Origin of the sequence: Halarchaeum sp. P4, assembly GCF_051195175.1 — an archaeon.
Lineage (GTDB): Archaea > Halobacteriota > Halobacteria > Halobacteriales > Halobacteriaceae > Halarchaeum.
Genome location: NZ_JBNTKC010000005.1, coordinates 1 through 19,229 on the forward strand (window position 1 = coordinate 1; position 19,229 = coordinate 19,229).

18 protein-coding genes, 1 tRNA gene and 3 pseudogenes are annotated in these 19,229 nt (G+C 62.0%); 12 read left to right on the top strand and 10 right to left on the bottom strand.

The window, feature by feature from the left end; translation table 11 throughout:
- Nucleotides 1–171 precede the first annotated feature (171 nt).
- Nucleotides 172–2,499 (bottom strand): DUF2298 domain-containing protein, encoded by a 2,328-nt coding sequence (locus ACQUS8_RS14370; RefSeq protein ID WP_435102325.1) that lies wholly within the window; start codon nucleotides 2,497–2,499, stop codon nucleotides 172–174.
- Between the two features lie 98 nt (nucleotides 2,500–2,597).
- Between ACQUS8_RS14370 and ACQUS8_RS14375 the strand changes: the two genes are divergently transcribed.
- From ACQUS8_RS14375 to ACQUS8_RS14390, 4 genes are all read left to right on the top strand, one after another.
- Nucleotides 2,598–3,359 carry a glycosyltransferase gene (locus tag ACQUS8_RS14375; RefSeq protein WP_435102327.1) on the top strand — a complete coding sequence of 254 codons (762 nt, stop codon included), beginning with the start codon at nucleotides 2,598–2,600 and terminating at the stop codon, nucleotides 3,357–3,359.
- On the top strand, nucleotides 3,356–3,799 hold the full coding sequence (locus ACQUS8_RS14380) for a GtrA family protein (RefSeq protein ID WP_435102329.1): 444 nt from the start codon (nucleotides 3,356–3,358) through the stop codon (nucleotides 3,797–3,799). Before ACQUS8_RS14375 ends, ACQUS8_RS14380 begins: the two co-directional genes overlap by 4 nt.
- A gap of 57 nt (nucleotides 3,800–3,856) precedes the next feature.
- Nucleotides 3,857–4,552 carry a glycosyltransferase gene (locus ACQUS8_RS14385; protein WP_435102331.1) on the top strand — a complete coding sequence of 232 codons (696 nt, stop codon included), beginning with the start codon at nucleotides 3,857–3,859 and terminating at the stop codon, nucleotides 4,550–4,552.
- 226 nt (nucleotides 4,553–4,778) lie between these two features.
- Nucleotides 4,779–6,698, top strand: a complete 1,920-nt coding sequence (locus ACQUS8_RS14390; protein ID WP_435102333.1) for a beta-CASP ribonuclease aCPSF1 — start codon at nucleotides 4,779–4,781, stop codon at nucleotides 6,696–6,698.
- 44 nt (nucleotides 6,699–6,742) lie between these two features.
- Here ACQUS8_RS14390 and ACQUS8_RS14395 read toward each other — a convergent pair whose 3' ends face one another.
- Nucleotides 6,743–7,048 carry a putative quinol monooxygenase gene (locus ACQUS8_RS14395; RefSeq protein ID WP_435102335.1) on the bottom strand — a complete coding sequence of 102 codons (306 nt, stop codon included), beginning with the start codon at nucleotides 7,046–7,048 and terminating at the stop codon, nucleotides 6,743–6,745.
- Nucleotides 7,049–7,221: 173 nt separating this feature from the next.
- Between ACQUS8_RS14395 and ACQUS8_RS14400 the strand changes: the two genes are divergently transcribed.
- Together ACQUS8_RS14400 and ACQUS8_RS14405 are read left to right on the top strand one after the other, a co-directional pair.
- Nucleotides 7,222–7,728, top strand: coding sequence for a macro domain-containing protein (locus tag ACQUS8_RS14400; RefSeq protein WP_435102337.1), 507 nt, complete (start codon nucleotides 7,222–7,224; stop codon nucleotides 7,726–7,728).
- A 130-nt stretch (nucleotides 7,729–7,858) separates the two neighbouring features.
- Nucleotides 7,859–7,933: transfer RNA gene (locus ACQUS8_RS14405), tRNA-Met, on the top strand.
- A gap of 389 nt (nucleotides 7,934–8,322) precedes the next feature.
- Here the strand turns inward: ACQUS8_RS14405 and ACQUS8_RS14410 are convergent.
- The 3 genes from ACQUS8_RS14410 to ACQUS8_RS14420 form a co-directional block, all read right to left on the bottom strand.
- Nucleotides 8,323–9,789, bottom strand: a complete 1,467-nt coding sequence (locus tag ACQUS8_RS14410) for an aldehyde dehydrogenase family protein (protein ID WP_435102339.1) — start codon at nucleotides 9,787–9,789, stop codon at nucleotides 8,323–8,325.
- A gap of 603 nt (nucleotides 9,790–10,392) precedes the next feature.
- Nucleotides 10,393–10,575 carry a DUF5786 family protein gene (locus tag ACQUS8_RS14415; protein ID WP_435102341.1) on the bottom strand — a complete coding sequence of 61 codons (183 nt, stop codon included), beginning with the start codon at nucleotides 10,573–10,575 and terminating at the stop codon, nucleotides 10,393–10,395.
- Nucleotides 10,576–10,709: 134 nt separating this feature from the next.
- The gene (locus ACQUS8_RS14420) at nucleotides 10,710–11,378 is read right to left on the bottom strand and encodes a DUF7504 family protein (protein ID WP_435102343.1); all 669 of its coding nucleotides are present in this window, start codon (nucleotides 11,376–11,378) and stop codon (nucleotides 10,710–10,712) included.
- Nucleotides 11,379–11,744: 366 nt separating this feature from the next.
- Here ACQUS8_RS14420 and ACQUS8_RS14425 point away from each other — a divergent pair, with 366 nt between their 5' ends.
- From ACQUS8_RS14425 to ACQUS8_RS14435, 3 genes and pseudogenes are all read left to right on the top strand, one after another.
- Nucleotides 11,745–13,007 (top strand): MFS transporter, encoded by a 1,263-nt coding sequence (locus ACQUS8_RS14425; protein WP_435102345.1) that lies wholly within the window; start codon nucleotides 11,745–11,747, stop codon nucleotides 13,005–13,007.
- Nucleotides 13,008–13,178: 171 nt separating this feature from the next.
- Nucleotides 13,179–13,817 (top strand): annotated as a pseudogene (locus ACQUS8_RS14430) (IS6 family transposase); the annotation flags it as partial.
- 232 nt (nucleotides 13,818–14,049) lie between these two features.
- The gene (locus ACQUS8_RS14435; RefSeq protein WP_435102347.1) at nucleotides 14,050–14,799 is read left to right on the top strand and encodes a DUF2267 domain-containing protein; all 750 of its coding nucleotides are present in this window, start codon (nucleotides 14,050–14,052) and stop codon (nucleotides 14,797–14,799) included.
- A 113-nt stretch (nucleotides 14,800–14,912) separates the two neighbouring features.
- Here the strand turns inward: ACQUS8_RS14435 and ACQUS8_RS14440 are convergent, their stop codons facing one another.
- Nucleotides 14,913–15,284 (bottom strand): hypothetical protein, encoded by a 372-nt coding sequence (locus tag ACQUS8_RS14440; protein WP_435102349.1) that lies wholly within the window; start codon nucleotides 15,282–15,284, stop codon nucleotides 14,913–14,915.
- 41 nt (nucleotides 15,285–15,325) lie between these two features.
- Nucleotides 15,326–16,045 carry a PD-(D/E)XK nuclease family protein gene (locus ACQUS8_RS14445; RefSeq protein WP_435102351.1) on the bottom strand — a complete coding sequence of 240 codons (720 nt, stop codon included), beginning with the start codon at nucleotides 16,043–16,045 and terminating at the stop codon, nucleotides 15,326–15,328.
- A 197-nt stretch (nucleotides 16,046–16,242) separates the two neighbouring features.
- On the opposite strand from ACQUS8_RS14445, the gene ACQUS8_RS14450 reads away from it, so the two are divergent.
- Nucleotides 16,243–16,659, top strand: a complete 417-nt coding sequence (locus ACQUS8_RS14450; protein ID WP_435102353.1) for a hypothetical protein — start codon at nucleotides 16,243–16,245, stop codon at nucleotides 16,657–16,659.
- Between the two features lie 149 nt (nucleotides 16,660–16,808).
- On the opposite strand, the gene ACQUS8_RS14455 is transcribed toward ACQUS8_RS14450, so the two are convergent.
- Together ACQUS8_RS14455 and hsp14 are read right to left on the bottom strand one after the other, a co-directional pair.
- Nucleotides 16,809–17,165 (bottom strand): four-helix bundle copper-binding protein, encoded by a 357-nt coding sequence (locus ACQUS8_RS14455; protein WP_435102355.1) that lies wholly within the window; start codon nucleotides 17,163–17,165, stop codon nucleotides 16,809–16,811.
- A 183-nt stretch (nucleotides 17,166–17,348) separates the two neighbouring features.
- Nucleotides 17,349–17,771 carry an archaeal heat shock protein Hsp14 gene (hsp14, locus tag ACQUS8_RS14460; RefSeq protein ID WP_435102357.1) on the bottom strand — a complete coding sequence of 141 codons (423 nt, stop codon included), beginning with the start codon at nucleotides 17,769–17,771 and terminating at the stop codon, nucleotides 17,349–17,351.
- Between the two features lie 107 nt (nucleotides 17,772–17,878).
- Between hsp14 and ACQUS8_RS14465 the strand changes: the two genes are divergently transcribed.
- Complete coding sequence (locus ACQUS8_RS14465) at nucleotides 17,879–18,262, top strand: DUF2267 domain-containing protein (RefSeq protein ID WP_435102359.1); 384 nt, start codon at nucleotides 17,879–17,881, stop codon at nucleotides 18,260–18,262.
- A gap of 162 nt (nucleotides 18,263–18,424) precedes the next feature.
- A pseudogene (locus ACQUS8_RS14470) lies at nucleotides 18,425–18,511 on the top strand (AbrB/MazE/SpoVT family DNA-binding domain-containing protein); the annotation flags it as partial.
- Nucleotides 18,512–18,881: 370 nt separating this feature from the next.
- On the opposite strand, the pseudogene ACQUS8_RS14475 reads toward ACQUS8_RS14470, so the two are convergent.
- Nucleotides 18,882–19,172 (bottom strand): annotated as a pseudogene (locus tag ACQUS8_RS14475) (integrase core domain-containing protein); the annotation flags it as partial.
- Nucleotides 19,173–19,229: the final 57 nt, after the last annotated feature.

The following is a 19,229-nucleotide window of genomic DNA, read 5'->3' on the forward strand; positions in this document are numbered from 1 at the left end:
CTCCATTCATAGTGGGGTTCGATTGAACCCCGGTTATAAGCCTCCGAGCGATAGCGGTATCGCTCGGGGGCTTTTCGTATTTCTGATGAGTCGTTAGTGTCGACAACGCAATACGGACGAGATCGTCGCTAGCGACTGCTCTCCTCGAGACACTCGGTCGGGGAGTGTGTCCTACCGGAGGCGATACACGTCGCGACTTCGATTGGCGGTCGGATACGTGCGACTCGACACGCGATAGATCGTCACTGCCTGATTCTGATAGGCTGGTTCGACGCCCGGAATAGCCGAGAAATTCCGGAGGTCGTACGCCTGTCGTTCGTTCGGGCCGACGTAGATGTAGGTCACGTCGTATTTTTCGAGGAGGAGGCGGACGGTGTACGTCTCGTTCGCCGTGAAGATGAGTTGGACGTCGTGTTGTCGGTCGGTATACGCGTCCGAACCGCGGTATCCGATTTGGTGGTCCCACCCGAGGACGGTTGGGACGCCGGTGAGACTCGACGGCGCATTCACCCAGGTGTACGTCGTCGTACCCGGCTTGCTCACGAGCGTCGGCGTTCCGTTGCGCGCGTCGAGCCATGCGATGGCGTCGGCCTCGTGTGGGTGCCACGTTTCGACGTACGCGGTGCCGTCGAGCGTGTGCTGATCGTCGAGCGACCCCTCGAAATGGCCACCAAGCGTGAGCGCTCCGAACGAGGCGCTTCCGAGCAGTAGTACGACGAGCGCGACTTTCCAGTGGCCCGCGTGCAAGACCCGTCGCCCGATGAATGTGGTCTCGTCGGTCGTGGACGACCGGAGACGGCTGATGAGGCTCACGGCGATGGCACCGGCGGCGACGCCCCAGAGTACCCAGATCTGCATCGAGACCTTGTAGACTGTGTTCCAACGCGGCGTTGCCGGGTTGAACGGGTAGACGCGTGCGTAGGCGAACTCGACGGCGAGGAGGAGGCCGATACCGGCGACCACGAGCACGGCCTCGTAGCCGACGTCGGCGTCGCGCCGCAGGAGGATCCAGCCCCCGAGGAGAAGCGGAACGAAGAGTGCGACTGCCGCGAGGTCGGCGGCGAGCAGCGCGACCGAGAGTACGAGATACCCGACGGCCGCGAGCCGGCGTGTCCGCCGTGGGACGCCCTCGCGAAGCCGCGGGTAGAGATAGCCCACGAACAGCGCGACGAAGACCCCCCAGACGAGGAGGAGCGGAACGAGGTCGCTCCGCGGCGGGAGCAGACCGAGACCGCGGTTGATCGGCGTGTGGAAGAGGTAGAACGGCGAGACGAGCGCGAGGGCGGTGGTCAGGCTGACGGCGGCAATCGCCAGCGAGACGACGGCGCGCCGGAGTTCGTGCGTGAGTCGGAGCGTCCCATCGTCGTCACCGGGCAGCGACGCGGCGACGCGTTTCGGGAGGAGCGTGACGGGGTCTGCGGCGGCGAAGACGAGCGCGAGCCAGAGGAGCCCACCAGTGGTGGGGACGCTCCACGTGCTCGTGATGCCGATGACGCTGCCGACGACCGGGACTGCACCGAATACGAGGAGGCGGCGGCGGCCGACTGCCTCGGCTGGCGTTTGGTAGTAGGCGAAGCAGAGCGCGGCGACGAGGAGGAGGAGTGGTGTCGCCAGCATGTACGCGTTGAGGTCGCCGTTGTAGAACGCCCAGAGCGGGAACGGCGTCAGCGTTCCCTCGATGACGTAGCGCGCGTACCAGTACGTGTAGGGGTCAATCGATGATCCGGCGCTGACCGCCTCGGTGTACGGTACGCGAATCGCACCGAACACCTCGTGTCCGTACTGGCGCGCGAGGTCGGCCGGGAGTAGCCCGAAGAGCGCGCGGACGGGCGTCGCGAGGTTCCCAGCGAACCCGACGAAGAACGCCCCGAGCACGCCGCCGATTCGTGCACTGTGGCCGCGTGCGTCCGCGAGCGCGCCGGCGAGACCATAGGCTGCCGTGACGAGCGTCCCGAACGCCGTCGCGAGCGCGAGGTTGTACCCGATGCTCGCGCTCACGCCGGTGAGTCGGACGAGAAGGGCGGCGCGAAGTTGGCCGCCGTAGTAGTAGCGCACGGCTTCGCCGGCGAACCAGGGGTCTTCGGGTGGGAGAACTCCCGCGCGAAGGACGGCCTGTATCAGGCTGTAGTCGAGGAATTTCTCGCCACCGGCCGGGACGATACCGGGTGTGACGGCTCGAACGGCGACGAGCAGGCCGAACGCGATGGTGAACACGGTCGCGGCGCGGGCGTATGGGCGGAACGGAAGGGTCACACCCCGGGCGATAATCGTGACCGCGACGATGGTCAGGGCCGCGACGGCGACGACTGCCGCGACGAAGCCGAATCGGACGTGGCCGACCCAGTATGCGGCTATCGTGACGAGCGTGAGCGAACATGGGAGGGCGAATGTTGCGCCTCGATCCGGGAATCGCGCGAACAGCATCGCGCTGATCGGGAGACCGAGAAATCCCAGGACGAGGACGAAACAGAGCCACGCGAGGGCGAGCGTGTACTCCATACGTCCCCATGACGGGTCCCGAATAAGTGCCTTCTCACATCCACGACCTGTCCTCGAACACACAATCCTTATAATATCTCCGAGAACGAGTTTTTCGTGTGACTACAGTCGGGATCGTCGTCCCCGCCTACCGGCCCGACACACAGACCCTCACCTCGTACGTCGACGCCCTCCACGACGAACTCCAGCCGGCGACGGTACGAATCGAGGTCGATCAGCCGTCGGAGCGGACGCTCGATGCGCTCGCCGACACTCCCGCAGTCGTCGCCGCGAGCGACGACCGGCGCGGCAAGGGCACGGCGATTACGGACGGATTCGACGCGCTCGACACCGACGTTCTCGCGTTCGCGGACGCGGACGGGAGCGTTCCGGTGTCGTCACTCGCAGCGGTCATCGACCGAGCGGACGACACGCTCGCCGTCGGGTCGCGTCGCCACCCGGCCGCCGAGGTCGAACAGCACCAGTCGGTCGTTCGTCGGGGATTCGGTGACGTCTTCGCGTCGCTGGCGCGTGTCCTGCTCGACATTCCGCTTCACGACTTCCAGTGTGGCGCGAAGGCGCTCCCGCAGGACGTCTGGATGGCAGTTCGGGAGTCGCTCTTCGAACCCGGCTTCGCGTGGGACGTCGAGCTCATCGCGACAGTCGACACCGCCGGCTACGACGTGGTCGAAGTCCCGGTGACCTGGGACGACGACCCGGATTCGACGGTCGACACGCTCCCGACTGCTGCGCAGTTGTTGCGTGCGCTCGTCACCCTCCGGGCACGCAGGGGCGTCTCGGCATCGACGTATCGGACCGTTCGCCGCCAACTCCCGTCGAGCGAACCGCTCGTTCATCGTCACGGCCGCGAGGGGCGATGAGACGGCTGCTCCGCGCGCTGCTCTCGGGGCGGCGCGTCGGCCAGTTCCTCTCGGTCGGCGTGCTCGGCGCGGTGATCGATACGGTCGGACTGCTCGTCCTGGTCGAGGCGACCGGCGCCGACCCGACACTGGCGAAGGTCGGGAGTGCGGAGCTGTCGATCTGCGTGATGTTCGTGCTGAACGAGTACTGGACGTTCCGGCAGGCACGCACCCCCGGCCGGGGGTCGCTCCTCCGCCGCTTCGGACGCTCGAACCTCGTCCGCTGGGTCGGTGCCGGGATCGCGCTCTGCGTGCTCACCGTTCTCAACGGCTGGTTCGGCGTGTGGTACGTCGCCGCGAACGTCGCCGGGATCGGCGTCGGGTTCGTCGTGAACTACGTCGCGGAAAGCACGATCACGTGGCGAATCGCCGACGTAGCCGGGGAGAACACCGACCTCTGAGCGACTCGTCCGGTGTCGCGTGGTTTGATAGTCCCGTCCGTCCAATACTCGACCGTCATGACTACTACTTCCGTCGTCGTGCCCGCATACGATGAGGTGGAGACGATTGGGGCGACGCTTGACTCGCTACGCGGCCAGTCGACGGAAGTCATCGTCGTCACCGGGACGGCTGAGACACGCCGTATCGCCGCCGACCACGACGTCGTCGACGTCGTCGTTTCGGGCAGCGGCAACGGCACAGGGGCGGCCCGGAATCGTGGTGCCGAGCGCGCCCTCGGCGACATCGTCCTGTTCACAGACGCGGACACCCGCGTCCCGGACGACTGGGTCGAGACGCATCGACGGCACTACACGGACCCGGACGTCGTCGGCGTCGGCGGGCCCGCGACGGCGCTCGAAGGAAGTCTCAAGGACGACATCCTGTTCAAACTCCTTTCGGACTACTGGTATCGCGTTTCGTGGCCGCTCGGGTTCGTCCAGCAGCCGGGATTCAACTGTAGTTTCCGGTATTCGGACTTCCGCGAGGTCGGTGGTTTCGACGAGGAGATTCCGTTCATGGAGGACACCGAACTCTCGCTGCGGATGAAGGAGCGCGGCGAAATCGTCTACGACCCGGCGACGGAGGTTGCGACCTCGCCGCGTCGCGAGGTGGAGGAGGGATATTTGTCCCTGTTCGCGACGTACGCTCGCGCGTACACGAGTTATTATCTCCTCGGGCGTGACCTTCGAGGGGAGTATTTCCACAACGACTAGCGTCGGGGATTTTTTATAGGTCTCCACCACTAGTTGCAGTCAGTCGAATCATCCGACCGTACACTGTGGCCCTGGTCGTCAGGATTCTCTCGACGTCGAGCAGTTCTCGCCGCTCGCGTTGACGTCTCCCCACCCGTTGTCCGTTCGGATCGATTCATCCGGCGCGCTCACCGACGGTCAGACCGACGTGCTACCGTCCGAAGCGCGCCTCTGTCGACCACTCACCATGTCCACTGACGATTCGACGCCGATTGACGACGTTCGCGCTGAGCTCGAAGCTGAACTCCCGGAGGACCTCTCGATTTCTCGAGTGACGTTCGAAGGGCCGCAGCTCGTCGTGTATACTGAGATGCCACGAGAGTTCGCGGAACGAGAGGGGCTCGTCGGTCGGTTAGCGAGCACGCTCCGGACGCGTATCACCATTCGGCCCACCGGTGGGGCGCAAACGAGTCCGGACGACGCCCGCAGTCAAGTTCTCGAGATGGTCCCGGAGGACGCGGGCATCACGAACGTTCGGTTCTATCCGGAAACCGGCGAGGTGCTCATCGAGGCTGAGAAGCCTGGGCTCGTCATCGGGAGTCACGGGAGCACGCTCAGGGAGATTCAGCAGGCGATCGGATGGACGCCGGAGGTGCTTCGGACGCCGCCGATGGAGTCCTCGACCGTCGATAACGTCCGGAATTTCCTTCTGCAGGAGCGCGACGAACGCCGCGAGTTCCTCGAGGAGACGGGCAAGGAGATTCATCGCGAGCAGATGCACGAGACGGAGTGGGTCCGGATTACGACGCTGGGGTGCTGTCGCGAGGTTGGGCGGGCGAGTTTCATTCTCTCGACGCCGGAGACGCGCGTGCTCATCGACTGTGGCGACAAACCTGGCGCGGAGGGTGAGGTCCCATACCTGCAGTTGCCGGAGGCGAATCCGATTATGGATCTCGATGCGGTCGTGCTGACGCACGCGCACCTCGATCACTCCGCGCTGCTCCCACTCCTCTTCAAGTACGGCTACGATGGACCGGTCTACACGACACAGCCGACGCGTGACCTGATGGGACTCCTCCAGCTCGACTATCTCGACGTCGCCGCAAAGGAGGGGCGCACACCGCCGTACGACTCCGAGATGGTTCGGAAGGAGCTGAAGCATACGATTCCGGTTGAGTACGGTGACGTGACGGACATCGCACCGGACATCAAGCTCACCTTCCACAACGCCGGCCACATTCTCGGGAGTGCGGTGACGCACTTCCACATCGGTGACGGTTTCCACAACGTCGTCTTCAGCGGCGACATCCACTACGAAAACACCCGACTGTTCAACGGCGCGGTCAACGACTTCCCGCGCGTCGAGACGCTCGTGATGGAGTCGACGTACGGCGGGAACAACGACTATCAGACGGATCAGGAGGACTCGGAGCGCAAGCTCATCGAGCTCATCAACGAGACGTACGAGGACGGCGGGAAGGTGGTCATTCCGGCGTTCGCCGTCGGGCGCTCCCAGGAGTTGATGCTCGTCCTCGAGGAGGCGATGCGCGAGGGGAAGCTCCCGACGATGCCGATCTACCTCGACGGGATGATTCGCGAGGCGACGGCGATTCACACGGCCTATCCCGAGTTCCTCCGCGACGGCCTCCGCGACCGCATCCTCCACGAGGGCGAGAACCCCTTCCTCGCCGAGCAGTTCCAGCAGGTCGACGGCGGCGAGGAGATGCGCGAGGACATCGCGGGCGGCGACGAGTGCATCATCCTCTCGACGTCCGGGATGGTCACCGGTGGCCCCATCATGTCGTGGCTCGAACGCCTCGGCAGTGACCCGGAGAACGAACTCATCTTCGTCGGCTATCAGGCGCAGGGGACGCTCGGGCGGAGCATTCAGAGCGGCCGCCGCGAAATCCCGTTCAGCGACCGTGGCAGCCGCAGCGAGCAGTTGACGCTCCGGTTCGGCGTGTCGACCGTGAGCGGGTTCTCCGGGCACGCCGATCGGCGTGGCCTCGAGAACTTCGTCCGGACGATGAACCCACGCCCCGAAGAAGCCCTCTGTGTGCACGGGGATGAGACGTCGACGGACCAGCTCTCCTCCGGGCTCTACCAGGAGTTCGGGATGCGGACGTACACGCCGCGGAACACGGAGACGTTCCGACTCGACGACTAAAGACCCACTCTGCTCACCCGACGAGCGGAGAAGGAGAGAGACGGCTACAGTTCGACGTCGAGAGCGCGACCGACGTCGAACCGCGTCACCTCGGGTTCTCCCGCGAGAAGGTCGGGGAGTGCCTCCTCGAACTCCTGGAAGTGCGTCGTCTGCGTGTGCGACTCGAACGCCGCCTCGTCCTCGTAGCGTTCGAAGAACCGGATCGTGTTCGGGTCCTGCACGTCGGTCGCCGCTCGATAGTCGAGCATCCCGCTCTCGGCCTGTGACTGCTCGACGAGTTCTTCGGCTAAGTCGAGTGCGTCATCGAATCGATCCGGCTTGATCGGAAAACTTGCGTGTACGACGAGCATCAACGTCTTCGACCAGCGACTCTCTACCCAAAAAGATACCTGCAGCGTCAGGTATTCAGCGGCCTCTCTCGGTCCGTTCCGCTGGTCGGTTTCCGACGATGGCGATTCCCTAGAGCCGAGCAGGACGCGACGCGGCCCCGGGATTTTCGTGTCTCGCGGTCGGACGGACGTGCATGGAGTTCCGCGTCGTTCAGGGAGACATCGCCGAAGCACAGGCGGACGCCCTCGTGAACGCCGCCGGAACGAGCCTCCGGATGGGGAGCGGCGTCGCCGGCGCGCTCCGCTGTGGGGCGAACGGCCCAATAAACGACGAGGCGACGTCGAAGGGGCCGGTCGACCTCGGTGAAGTCGCCGTCACCGACGCGTACGACCTCGATGCGGACTACGTCATCCACGCGGCGGCGATGCCCCACTACGGTGACGGGCGGGCGACCGCCGCCAGCATCCATACGGCGACGCAGAACGCGCTCGGGACGGCCGACGAACTCGGCTGCGAGTCGCTCGTCATCCCGATTCTCGGGACTGGCGCTGCCGGATTCGACTTCGAAGCCGGTGCACGCGAAGTCTGTGAGGCGATCCGGGACTACGACCCGGACTCACTGTCCGACGTTCGCGTCATCGCGTATTCGGACGCCGAATACGAGACCGTCCGAACCATCGCTGCGCAACTTTCCCCGTGACAACGGCACGCTGGCGCTTCCACTCGACTGCCGTGCGGACACGAGCGCGACGTGACGTCTGAGACGACTGCCGGCCCTCTCGTCGGTGGAGAACGACAGGTACTTTCGTCCGGCGAGACTGGACAGTAGTAGCGGGATAGGATAGCTCGGAGATTCCGCTGGGCTCATATCCCGGAGATCGGTGGTTCAAATCCACCTCCCGCTATTCCTCGTCGACTTCTTTCGGCGGTTTCACCCTCAACCGTACGGTGAACCACCTCGAGGTCAAGCCCCGAGGTACTCGCCTTGTTCCCCCTGTAGAAACAGAACCGGAATTCTGTGCGCTACGCTCCGACCCGGTCACGACGCCGAGAGGCAACGTGTGCGAATCGCTGTCGCGTGTCGCCTCGATCACATCAAGAATCCAGCCCAGAGTTAGGGCTGCTTCGGCCGTAGATGGCTCTAGCCAATCGGGGCTGGGCGTCCCGATTCGACCAGCCAAAAAATGAGTGCGCTGTGTACCCCGTACCGCGACTGGGTATATGGGCTGCGCATCTGTTAAATCTGTCCGCGGTAAACACCTCGTTGGAGACTGGCGACGACGCTATCGATCCCTCAGAGGATAATTGATTTCTTCCGAGTGAACTCCTCAATCGTCTCGTGCAGCCCCTCACGGCCGATACCGGAGGCCCCGTTCCCACCGAAGGGGATATCACCAAGACCGTGCGATGGCGCACCGTTGATGCGGACCGCACCGGCATCGAGACGCTCGGCGACGCGGAGTGCGCGGTCGTAATCGGACGTGAAGACGGCGCCGTCGAGTGCGAGGTCGGATTCGTTGACCACCTGAAGGGCATCAGCCTCGTCTTCGAACGTCGTCACGGCCGCAACGGGGCCGAACTGCTCTTCGTGAACGATCCGTGCATTCTGCGGGACGTCCGCGAGCAGCGTCGGCTCGTAGGTAAATACGCCGTCCGCAGTCTCCGCGTAGGCACCACCACGCCGGAGATCCGCACCTCGTTCGACGGCGTCGTCGACGAGTTCCTGAATCCACTCTGCCTGCGCTTCGGAGATGACCGGTCCGAGGTCCGTCTCCTCGTCGAAGAGGTCGCCGACCGTCCACGCGTCGAGTTCGTCGTCGAGTTTCGCGACGACGTCGTCGTGGACGGATTCCTGGACGACGATTCGTGAGACGGCAGAACACCGCTGGCCGGCGTACTTGAGCGACCCCTTCGCAGCGGCGCTCACAGCCGCATCGAGGTCAGCGTCCTCGAAGACGACGGCGGGCGCGTTTCCGCCGAGTTCCATATGGAGGGTCACCATCCCGGACTCCTTCGCGATGTGCTCGCCGGCGCTCGACGACCCGGTCATCGCGATGGCGTTGATCCGGTCGTCGCCGGCGAGCGTGTCTCCGATGACTGAGCCGCGACCCGGGACGAAGTTGAACGCTCCATCGGGGAGGTCGACATCGGCGATGACGTCGGCGAGGATTGACGCCGAAACCGGCGTCTTGGACGCGGGCTTCAGAATGACCGCGTTCCCCGCAGCGAGCGCCGGCGCGACCTGGAGCGCGGTCGTCGCGAGCGGGTAGTTGTACGGCGTCACGCAGAGGACGGCTCCGATCGGTTCGTGCGTGACGAGCGCGCGCCAGCCTTCGTGGCCTTCCGTCGTTCCTTCACGATATTCGCCCTTCAGCGCACGAAGCTCCTCGCCAGCACGCCGGAAGCGCTCGGCGGCACTCTCGACTTCGCCACGAGCGGACGTAATCGGCTTGCCGGCCTCGCGAGTAATCACTTCCGCGAGCGCATCCTGTCGCTCCTCGAGGCCGTCGGCGATGGCGTTGAGCCAGTCCACGCGCTGCGGAATCGTGGTCTCCCGGAGGGTGGGTTTCACACGTTGTGCGGCCTCAAGCGCTCGCTCAGCCGCTTCTTCGTCCGCTGCTGCTGCGTCAGCAAACGTTCCGCCGCTAGCGAGGTCGGTGACGGCCATCGTATCGGCTGCGTCGACCCATTCTCCATCGATGTAGAGCTGCTCGTACTGTGAGTGTGCGTCGGTCGTCGCTGTGTCTGTCTCAAGTGACATTTGTCTCATTCCGATCGTCGTCGGTGGTTCAGTCTGCACCGTAGGCACTGACCACGCGAGCCCTCGCTCCATCGCCGTCCGTTCACTCGACCAAGTCGTCATAAAACTCGCGTTGCCCGCGACCACACAGACTCGAGTACCTCCGATAACTAAGAACCACGGAATATGATTGGTATTGTGGAGAATGACGTAAATACATGGCAGATTGACTGAGTAAGTATCTTGTAGGACATCCGCCGAATGCAACTGTCTCTGCTCTGGTTGTGCTTTACGCTGGTATAGATGTAATTGGCTGTATAGCAATGCCACTAGGCGAACACATGCCACTATGATCCCGCGAGTATTAAAATTTGACCACTCTATGATGGACAGGCGTGTACATCAACTATATATCCGCACTATCTTCTTGTCAGCACATAACCCTGCCACCCAGATTGGACACTCCTATATTTTCGACGCCATTCGAGAACAGATCGGTACTCTCCACCCTCACCGTACCGAGCCAATGTACAACGTTGTCTATTCTATTAGCTTGTCGACAATACAGCTGGCGAAAATCCCCTCTTTCAGAAAACACGGGCCGATACCGGCCCTCCGAACCGTTCAGTCGTCCGCGGACTCCTTGATCTCCTCAAGCCGCCCGATGAGTTCGTCAGCCGACGCGTCCGTCTCGAAGTTCACCTCTCCCTCGTAATCGTTCTCGTGAACGCTGACGCCCTCGCCATCGTCGTCAGTATCCATCTCCTGTTTCTGCTGTTCGGATTCGTCGTAACTTCCGAACCCCATATGCGATAGCCACGTCTCCATCTGGAAAAACGGACGGCTTGTCTCGCGTCAGCGTACGCACTCCACGGGAACACATTTCTCCCCGTCAAGCTAGCGCACTTGTACGGCGAGTACTTGAGGCGTGCTAGCGGACTCTACTCGACGGTAACCCACGTCTCGTCGGGTGCACCTTCGATTCGAACCAGTGTATCAACCATCGATTGAACGTTCTCCAAGGACTGCTCCGAACACCGCTCGAGATCAAGTGTGAACAGTTGTGGGGTGGCCGACAGCCGCCACTCGAACAGCTTGAGGAGTCGCGTCACCGTCTGGACTGACGTCTCCGCGAGGAGATCGTCGAGTGAGTGGACGATAAGTGAGGCGTCACCGTCGAAGCCGTTGTGTATCTTGTCGATCGTGAGGAAGAGAGACGTGAAGTCCCCGACGTTCGAGAGCGTATAGACTGGTGGTGTCCGGTAGGGCTGTGCCTGCTGACCGGAGTCGATGTCGAGAACGCCAAGCTGGTGGTCCGGCAGGAACTCCTCGAAATCCGCCTCGATCAGATCTGCGTCACGCTCGGTTGTGACGACGCTGCTACCCGCGCGATCGCGCACTTCGTGATGCGCGAGGAACGCGAGCGCGACGGCCCATGCATAGTCGAGGTCGTCAGTCGCGATGACGATTTGGTCGGCTGGTTCGTCCAGCTCTCGCTCGATATACTGCGCGTCGCGGAGCGCGCGTCGAGTGTGGCGCGTGAGGTTCTGTTGGCCCTTACTCGACGACTGCGACTCCGCTTTATCGGTATGTGTTTGTCCGTCTTGCATGTGATGAAAGGATGGGGCTGGAGAGGCGCCAACCGTCTATTCGGACATGCTGACGACCTATGAGGCTGAAGAGATGGCGATGAGCGATGGAAGTCCACTCGCTCTCCAGCCGGGACCTCAAACCGGTGCCGCTCGTGCCAAACCGGGGCTAACGGCTTCGGACGAGATGGGCACACCCTCTGTACAGTGACGTCATCGGGCGGGGCTAGGGAGCTCCCTGTGTATCCAACTACCTGGACGAATATCCGCCCAATACTTAATTCTATCTGTTTCTGAGGAGGTATCCCCTCATGTGTCCTACGTTCCCGGATATATCTCCCTATCTGAAACGAAACTCGTTTTTTCACACCCCTAGTGAGAACTGATGTGACCGATCCCGATACGGAGCGCCGCAGCCAATTCGTCGCGCTCTACCTCGTCCGGTTCGCGGCTCGATTCGGCTTCTCGGCGCTCATCATCCTCCTTCCGTACTACGTCAATCAACTCCACGCGTCGGGGTTGATGACGGGCCTGTTCTACACGGGCTTTACTGCCGCACAGCTCGTCGCGGTCGTCCCGATCGCCTGGGCGGGTGACCGCTACGACAAACGCCTCGTTCTCCTCGGCGCACTCGGACTCGGTGCGGTCGTCTACGCGCTGTTCACGTTCGTCACCTCGCCGGTGACACTCGTCGGTATTCGCGCCCTCCAGGGCGTCATCGTCGTCGCACTCGGCCTCATCACGCTCGCGTACGTCGGCGAACTCGCCACGCCGGAGACCCGCGCGAACAAGATCGGGAAGTCGAACTCGGCTCGATTCGCTGCCGCAATCGCTGGCAGTTTCACTGCCGGCATCCTCTACCCCTGGGTCGGCTTTGAACCGGTGTTCTGGGTGCTCGTCGCCCTCTACGTGGCCACGTTCCTCGCCGTCGCGTTCTTCCTCCGGCCCGACGAGACGGTCATTCGGGGCTTCCCGTTCTCCGGACTCGCCTTCAACCGCCGTATTCGCACGCTGAGCATCTTCCGTGCGCAGTATTCGGTCGCCGTCACGCTCGTCCGAACGTGGGTGCCGCTGTTCGCCGGCGTCGTCGCCGCGCGTGGCGGCCTCGAAATGGTCCCAATCGCCGTCACCCTCGTCGTCACCGCCGAGAAACTCGCCAACCTCCTCCTCCAACCCACCCTCGGCTCGCTCTCCGACCGCTACGGTCGTGCGCTCTTCGTCTTCATCGGTGGCGGCGCGTACGGTCTCGTCGCACTCGTCGTGCCGTTCACGCCAGCGATCGGGTCGTTCTTCGGCCTTCCAGAGGCGATCCCCCACATTGGATACGTTTCGACCGCATTCGTCCCGCTGCTCGTACTGAACGGGTTCTTAGGCGTTACAGAAGCGTTCCGTGAGCCGGCGAGTATGGCGCTGTTCGCCGACGAAGGGAGCAGTGACGAGTCGAGCGGCGTCGCCGCTAGCTTCGGTATCCGCGACCTCGTCTGGCGGCCCGGTAGTCTCCTTGCACCCGTCTTTGGCGGCTGGCTCATGGGTTCGGTCGGGATGGACTGGGTGTTCTACATCGGTGGGGCCGCTGCCGTCTCGGGTGTGCTCACGTTCCTCCTCGTCCTCATGCGTGATCACGGGCGGGACGCATTGACTGAGTGGTAGGCCATGCTGTCGGCACCTCCAGTTTAATTATATTACATAAATTATTATTGTTCTGGGACAGACATAGATATGTACTAAATAAACATTACTCTGCTCCGTGGCACTATCTAGTTGAGTCAGTTTGAGAAGTGAGCAGGTCGCTGAGTTTCCTGTCCAAATACACTCACAGACCTGTCCAGCGAGCGCTATAACGCGAATGTAGAAAACTCTTGAGAGGATGAGCGACGGCGACGCCCGTCAGGGCGTTCGCCATCCGCCTCCATCAGACTAGTTGTTCAATTAGAGACGACAACGGCTTTGGTGGAATTAGATGTTGAACGCTCGCATGGAGGGGTATGGAAGTGAGTATTTCGGCTGGCTAACATCACTCGCAACTCGCCTGAGGCGCAGCCGAAGCGGGTCGCGGTCAACGAGAGTAACGGCGAGCGGTCTTGGATGTCTGCTACAATAGACACCGAGACGAAACTGATCCTTAACGTCGCGTTGTTCGGATCGCGTGACACCGATCCGGCAGCTGTGTTTCAGCATCGACTCACCGAGAAACACGATCTTTCAGAGGCTGAGTTTCTCGCCGGTCAATCCGGCGATCGGACTGCCCTTGCTCGAGCAGGAGTGAGCAGTCGGGTCAACTCTATTGAGCGAACCCTCATCGAAAAGTAGTTTCACACCCATAAAATGGGAATCGACCGCTTCCATCACTCGTGGGTGGGTAGTCGATCGAGTGCACGCGAGTGGCTTGAACAGTCCATTCATTATTACACCCATCAGAGACCGCATCACGCTCTCGGTGGCAAAACGCCAGCTGAGGAGCACGACGACCACGACTTCGCACTCGCGTTGTCCCTGTTCTATCTCGCCGGCGACACCCTCCGGACTGTTGCTGTGGTGACAGTCTACGACGCGCTCTGGTTGTCGTCGCTATACGCTTGCGTCGAGGCCGCTAATCGCCTCTTCGTCCACACACCCTGCCTTGTCTCTCGAAGCGATGACCGGCCCACAGGTTCAACTGTTCGTGCGCCGAGTCGTTGGACGAGACGTCACGATGACTGTATTCGTCGACATCGTCGAGCGACGTGGAGGACTAAACACGCCAAGTGAGGCCGAGGAGACTGCAGAGGCGGTCCTCCGAACGCTCTCGGAGAACCTCTCACATGGCGAGGCCGCCGACCTCGCTCAGCCGCTCCCCGATCGCTTCGGCCGCGTCCTCCTCGAGACCGACCAAGGTGAGGACGCACCAATGTCACTTCCCGTTTTCTTCAGAACCGTTGCAAAGCGTTTGGACGTTGAGGAGTCAGAAGCCGAGAGTCGGACGCAGGCGGTGGTCGCGGCGCTTGCGGATATCGTAGGTGCGGACGAGGTTGAGGACGCAGCGGCGCAGTTCCCGCCAGAGTACGAGGTGGTGTTCGCACCTGGTGAGGCGCTGGGCGCACTCTCGTTCGTTGAGGCCGTGGAATCACGAGGCGAAATCGATCGTGAGACGGCACGGCGCGCGAGTCGCGCAGTATTAGGCGTATTCGGCGAGCGACTCTCCGCGGGGGAGGCAGAAGACGTCGCGGAATACCTCCCTGCAGAGGCAGCGGCGTGGCTCACGCCCCCTGAAGCGACACCTGCGCGCGATTACGACTTCGACGACCTCGTTGGGCGGGTCGCTGACCGAGAGAGCGTCTCACGAGAGCGCGCCCTTACTCATCTGGAGACAGTGACGGATGTCCTTGCAGAGACGGTTGGCGAGGACGAGTTCGAGCGGATGCGTGCACAGTTACCGGAAACATACGACCCGCTGTTTGAGTAAGGCGAGTCGTCAAGGGCGAAAAGCCAGTGTCACGCGTCACCCTCTCGATTCGGGGCGCATGACTATAGTGACGACGGAGTGAGGACGAGGGGTCGCTTGACGATGTCCGAACGCTATGACGCGCCGAGCGCGCGTTCGGCCGCGTCGACAGCGTCGTCGACATCGTAGAGCGCGTCCGCCGGGTCGACATCGCCGCGGTTGATTGCGTCGAGGAGTGCCTCACGCTCCTCGGCGTCGAGTTCACGGAGCGTGTCGTGACGCCGTCCCGTATCCTCGACCGGAAGGTCGGTCGGCGTAAATTCGAGTTCACCGTCGCCCTCGGAGGTGGCAGCGCCGAGGCGTTCGAGATATTCGAGTTCGCGCTCGGTCACACCAAGGTCGAGGCCGGCGCGGGTCGCCACTTCCGACGCGTCGAAAGACGATTCTGCGTGTTCGCGATCGAGTTCGCGCAGCGCGAGTAGTACACGCCAGTGGTCTCGTGCCATATTCGGGCAAGCGGACGCGGCACAGAAAGTGACTGTGGCCGCTACGGATCGAATGTCTCGCGGTCTGCGTTCTGCCGCGCCCAGTCGCAGAACGCGCAATCCGGGTCAGGCGGTGGAATTGGGCCATGCGCGACAGTTGCCGCACGCTCAAAGAGGCCGCGGACAGCCTCGACGGCCACCGGGACACGGCGGAGGGCAGTCTCGACACGTAGGCTGCCGGCCGCATCAACGCCCGCGGGAATGAGGTAGCAGAGGACGCCGTAGTCGGCGGTATTATAGTCGGCCTCTCGCAACAGGAGCGTATAGATGGCGAGTTGACGGCGATAGTGGCCGTGCGGGACTGATGGGAGCGATGCTCTCGTCTTGTAGTCAAAGACGACGAGATCGCCGTTTGGTGCTTCGAGCAAGTCGTCCATCGCGCCGACGAGTGTCGCATCCCGTTCTTCGTCGACGTACTGCGGGGCTGTCTGCCACGACCGACACGCATCAACAAGCACGCTGTCCGGGTACAGCGACACCTCGACGCTGGCGTCGCGCAGCATCGGTGGCGTCCGTCCCCAATCACGGTATGCGTCGGCGTGCGCTTTGATCGCCCGGTCGAACGAACCCATCGCCGACGGGAATCCTCGTCGCGGTCGGTCGATCCCAGCGACGACGTTGAGCCAGAAACAGCGTGAGCACTCGACAAACTGCTCAAGTGTCGTCGCCGAGAGTTCAACCATCTGGATGGATACGTACGCATTCGATGAGGAAAGTGCCACGGGTGTACTCGCCCGCGTCGAACTGTCGGTTGCTTTCTACGGCCGTTATTGTTAAACTACCATGGAGCTAGGTGTGTTATGGGGTATCACACCCCATTCAGCACTGACGCGCCACCGTGATGGTTCCAAGCTGATGTGCTCCCCCATCACCCACCTGGACCACCATTTCGACGTCCCGACATCCCCAAAACGTCGCTATGCACGACGCACTCCTACTCCTCGTGACCGAAGACGCCGACGTCGACACACTCGCCACCACGACTACCGACATCGCCGACCGAACGAACGCAGCAGTCCACGTACTCTCAGCGGTCCTTCCCATCCGAGCGACCGAAACCGGCTACCTCAGCGACCCCCCACGACGTGACCCAGAGGATGAGCCTCCTGTTACAGCCGTCGTGTCGCGACTCAATACCGACGGCGTCAACGTCGTCAACCACGACAGGCGACAGGGCAACCTCGACGACCTTGCCGTCGCATATGTCGACGAGGAACCGATCGATGCCATCATCGTTCCAGTCGACTGCCCAGACGGATCAGCCAGTGGCGTCTGCGCGACGCTCATTCGACGGACGACGATCCCAATCGTCGCCATCCCAGCAACCACCGAGTGATTCTTGACTTCTCTACGTCATCGAGGAAGAGTTCGACACCGACGAAGACGTCCTCGACGCTCGATCTCCACGCTTCTGACGCAGTACAGGCGTCCTCACGCCCTGCCGTGTTCACTCGACTTACCAGATATTGTGTGGAACGAGGGTAATCAGGAGGATCGCATCTTTCGGCAGTCCTCAACACATGCTTCGAGGACGTCGACACAGGCCTGACAGTGGTCGGCGTCGTGGCGAGCACATTCTTCGGCACATGCCTCACAGACGTCAATACAGACTTCGGCTAGCTGCTCGCTGTAGGGCGAGTTGCGGGCCGTGAGTCGAGCGTGCAGTGATGCGATATCGGCGACATCCCGGCAGAGGCGTGCGCATTCCTCCATTTCCTCACTCCCGAGGCACTCGTCGGCGCACCACTCACAGACCTCGGCGGCCTCGATACAGGTCTCAATGCACTCGCGCCGGTCGTCGGACAACTGGTCAGCATCGGCCAGCCTATCTGCTAGGGGCATTGCGGACAGAACATCGGCCCGACCCTTCTCGTAGGTTGTGGCTAGGGTTTGAAAGAGCGCGCTATTCCGGCCGTCTGGGGAGTGGGTTTTGTTGTCGGGGAAGCGGGCAACGTTCTCGACGCCGAAAATCCGAGCTTGTCGAAATTGAGACTACTCACGAAAGAATCAACGAACGTGGGCGCGTTAGGAGAGGGGGACGTGATGGCCGCTGTCCTCCGATTCGGCGTGTTTCTTCGGGAGTGTGACGGTGAGGACGCCGTTCTCGTAGGTCGCCGACGCCTCGCTCTCCTCGACCTCCTCAGGAAGCGGGATCGTCCGCGACACGTCAGTCTTCACGCGCTCACTATGGATATAGTGCTCTTCCTCGCGCTCCTCTTCGGCTGTGTGTTCGGCGTCGATGTGGAGGGTGTTGTCCGTGACACGGATATCGATGTCTTCCTTCTCGAAACCGGGCAGGTCGGCGGTGACGACGATGTCGCCGTCCCATTCCGAAACATCGACCGCCGCGGTCGCGATTTCGCCGCCCAGACCGACGCGGGCGCGAGAGAAGCGCTCGTCCATCTCTTCGAGCAACTCTTCAAACTCCTTGAATGGGCTTCGGGGCATAGTGGTACTGCCTCCGCTGGGGTGGACTCACGGTCCACGAAAAGAAGTGGTGGCCGGGGACGGGCACCAGAGTAAACTATCCGGTGGGCGATGTTCCCAGATGAATCATGACAACTGATCTCATCACACAGGTCCAGAAGTATGAGACGTTCCGGTCCGACGAGCAGACTGCGCAGGTCGTTGATGCCGTCCTTGAGACGCTCAGCGAACGCCTCTCTGAAGGGGAGGCCGACGATCTCGCCGCACTACTCGACGACCCGCACGCCGACACTCTGCGTGGCCCCGCACCTCGGCATCCTCAAGAGTACACACTCGCAGAGTTCCTCGACCACGTCGAACAGCGCGCCGACGTCGACCACGGCGGCCGCGAGGTGAAGACTGCGGCCGTCTGCTCCGCACTCGCGGACCTCGTTCCCGGTCAAGAACTCTCCCGAGTTCGGGACCAGCTCCCGGACGACTACGACCGACTATTCGAGGCCGACAAATCCTAACCCATCCAATCACGTCTGTTTCTTTATAGATTCGGGAGATTAGCGCACAGCTGAGATACCAAGAAAAGTCTCGAAACACCGGCCTGAGGCCGTGCTGGACAGCGCTCCATCTAATAGTGCCGTCACACTAGGATTACGGGCGTCGCCCTCCTCGTGTAGAACATAAGTGAGAGCGTCGATTCGGAAAGCACGGTGTCGGGGAATCAGGCGAACATTCCCGCCCGTATCCGCCGTGAGCCCGATCTCGACGGCAAACACCCCCTCCCGAAAATGGGACGCCGGACGTGGTACCGCCTCTACCGCCAGCAACGCCCAAGCATCGAGGCCGGAACGGCTGCCGTCGCGGCCTCCTAGGGCAGTCGTGACGCCTTCGTCTCCGAACGCACCTATCTCGACGAGCGCACTCGCCACCAAGCTCGTGCTGACGCCATGCGGGAACTTCTCCGAGAAGAGTTTGCAGACCCCATCAAGGAATACGTCTGCACGGTTGACCGTAGTGCGGTGAACAATCGGATACCATAACATTATAAAAATTCATGATGAGATATGCATTCATGGTGTAATGTAGAGTGATATTATGGGTATTCATAGAATTAAGAGAATACCCCATGGATACTGTCTAGTTTAGCACCTTTTCAGCTGCTGCTCTTCCATCGAGAGATTGGTGTGGTCTGTAATAGTTGTAGTAATGCACGAACTGTTCAAGTCACTCGCGTGCGCTTGACCTACTGCCCACCCACGAGTGACGGAAGCGGTCGATCCGCATTTTGAGGGTATAGAACCACTTTTCGACGTGGTTCCGATCAGTATCGTCGAGATGACCGCTCAACCCTAATCGAGAGGGGGCAGTCAGGTAGCCGTAGGCATCGACGAGAAACTCAGCCTCTGAGGGATCATGTTTCTCGGTGAGAGAACCGTCGTGACGACCGAGTCGCCGAATGATTTTTGCTTACTGCCTCGGCCTGTG